The sequence below is a fragment of the Aestuariivivens sp. NBU2969 genome, from assembly GCF_019931125.1.
In the GTDB taxonomy this organism is placed as follows: Bacteria; Bacteroidota; Bacteroidia; order Flavobacteriales; family Flavobacteriaceae; genus Aestuariivivens; species Aestuariivivens marinum.
This window is the reverse complement of record NZ_JAIOUU010000061.1, coordinates 1-706: the sequence shown is the minus strand read 5'-3', so window position 1 is coordinate 706 and position 706 is coordinate 1. Positions and strand designations below refer to the sequence as shown.

The window sequence follows — 706 nt, the reverse complement described above, 5'->3', positions numbered from 1 at the left end:
ATTAACCACAACGGTCTCGTATAACCGTCAGTTACGGGATTAAAGTTACTAATTTTCGGTTAAGCGCTGACGTTAGCAATTCCGAGTGGATTCGGACGTAGTCGAATCCGCCGTAATTGCGGTTATACATTGTTGTGCATAGTGTTTTTTATTCATTTCGTTTATAATTCAGTCCAGTTTTAAATCCGCAATAAGCCAAGAAAATCAACAGTAATATTTGCGTGTAAAAAAGAACACTCGATAAAATTCCATAATTATTTTCTTTCGGTTCAATTTCCTGTTCAATTTGTTCCATTCCGTCTCCAGCGCTCAAAGGTGGATAAATAGTCCAACCAGAAGTTTGTTGTATAAAATTCTCCACAATTGTATTAATTCCGTTTAGGATTATTATTAGCAGAATTGTCGAAATCATTAAAATCAGATTTGCAGTCAGATTTTTAAAATTCTTACGTAAAGTTCGGACAAGGTAAATTCCGAAAAAAACTAAAACTCCGAGTAGAAATATGAAGTGAAAATTCGCAATCACGAAATAAGTGTCGTGAATATTTATGTCAAGAGTTGAGTCAGATTTCAGTCCGTCAATTCCGAAAATCAGCGTGTTCATAATCAACACGAGTATTGTGGTTCCAATCAGCCAAAATATTTCTTTTTTTCTCAAACTTTAATTCAGATTACGGTTTTTGGGACATTATGCACAACGGTCTCG

General features: G+C 34.8%; 1 protein-coding gene. It reads right to left on the bottom strand.

Going from position 1 to position 706, the window contains the following annotated elements; genetic code table 11:
• Window positions 1–148: 148 nt before the first annotated feature.
• Entirely contained in the window at window positions 149–412 is a 264-nt protein-coding gene (locus tag K7G79_RS14695) for a hypothetical protein (RefSeq protein WP_223552350.1), read from the bottom strand.
• Window positions 413–706: the final 294 nt, after the last annotated feature.